Here is a 1369-nt window from a genome sequence, read left to right on the forward strand (position 1 = left end):
ATTCATGATGCTCTACCTTGCATTATTACGTTCACTAAATTGACTCTATTAATTCGATGGCATATGCAATTCTAATTCGATTATAGATCATAATATCAGCAGAAAATGGCAGTTATGAGCAGCGGTCCGAAAATAAATCCACCTGCATACAACACCGCTCCTGCCCACCATCTATTGAACAGTGTAACGATCTCAAGTAGCGCAACGGCTGATGTGATAAATGATGCAAGGGCAAAGAGCTGGAGATATATCGTGAAGTCCTGATCTGGGCTGATCCGCTCGACGGCCTCCACCGTTAGTTCCAGTGTGCGTTGCAGAATCGCTGTTGGGTCTGCGTTGACGCCAGTGGCTAAGAAAAAACCCGGCGAAGATCCCAGCGAGGAATCCCTCTCCTGTGACACGGAGCTCCGGTGGCGGGGTCGCCGGTGTCGAACGTTGATACGAATGACGTGGCATAAAAGATTAGAGTTCCTCGGCAAAACCCTTGTTAAACATAGGCAGATTTTTTTTATCGCTTGGCCCAGATGAAGCTAAGTCCTATCCCCGCAACGATCAACAGGAACCCGGCCCAATTGCCACTGTGGCAAAAGAGCCAACCCACCAAAATTGCGGCTGCGGGCCCCGTTCCGGCGCTTATACTTGGCATTTTGGTATCACCTCTTCATTAGAGAGTTAGATCGAAAAATATTTTACTGTATTCCTCTTATTAACAAAAATATCCTTAAAAAGATGAATATGATCGAAAAGCCATTGGTAAAACTACGCGTCCATATTGCCCCAGTTGGTTTTGAGATAGATAGGGTCGTTCTACCGTTAACTGATCTCAAGGCAGACAAGGTGTGGTTGATTGTCGAACCCAAGATAGAATCCAGTGACGCTTCTTACCATTATAATGAAATTAAACATCAGTTGAATTCTTCGGGGATAATTTCTGACGAAATGCGTTGTAATATACGTGATCTGTTCGTGTTGCTCAATACTTTCCGTGAAATCGTCGAACGAGAGAAGGGCAACCAGATTTACATCAATGTATCAACGGGCACCAAAATTGAGGCAATTGCTGGCACTATGACAAGTATGATTTTTAGAGATGATATCACGGAGATCACGCCTTACTATGTTTGCCCAGAGAAATATGAGATAACACCAGAACAAGGACAACAATTTACAAGTGGTTACAAAGGAGTCATACAACTTCCCAATTACAAGATTGACCGACCTAAACCGAGACTGATCAAAACACTCAAGATTATCCGCGAAGAGCAACCAATACGGAAGAAAGATCTCATTGAGCAATGTGTAAATGAAAAACTAATTGAAATAGACCCCGGTTCGCGCCATCCTGAGTCTGCCAAACATTCACAACTAG

At 43.8% G+C, this 1369-nt stretch carries 2 protein-coding genes; one reads left to right on the forward strand and one right to left on the reverse strand.

Annotated features, from left to right (window positions below; all coding sequences use genetic code 11):
• Window positions 1-95 precede the first annotated feature (95 nt).
• Window positions 96-401, reverse strand: a complete 306-nt coding sequence (locus EI28_RS11990) for a hypothetical protein (protein ID WP_048115123.1) — start codon at window positions 399-401, stop codon at window positions 96-98.
• Between the two features lie 334 nt (window positions 402-735).
• Here EI28_RS11990 and EI28_RS14180 point away from each other — a divergent pair.
• Window positions 736-1369 (forward strand): DUF6293 family protein (locus EI28_RS14180; protein WP_231476806.1); only part of this gene is annotated, 634 nt, incomplete at its 3' end.

It is taken from the genome of Methanoculleus sp. MH98A (assembly GCF_000691865.1).
Lineage (GTDB): Archaea > Halobacteriota > Methanomicrobia > Methanomicrobiales > Methanoculleaceae > Methanoculleus.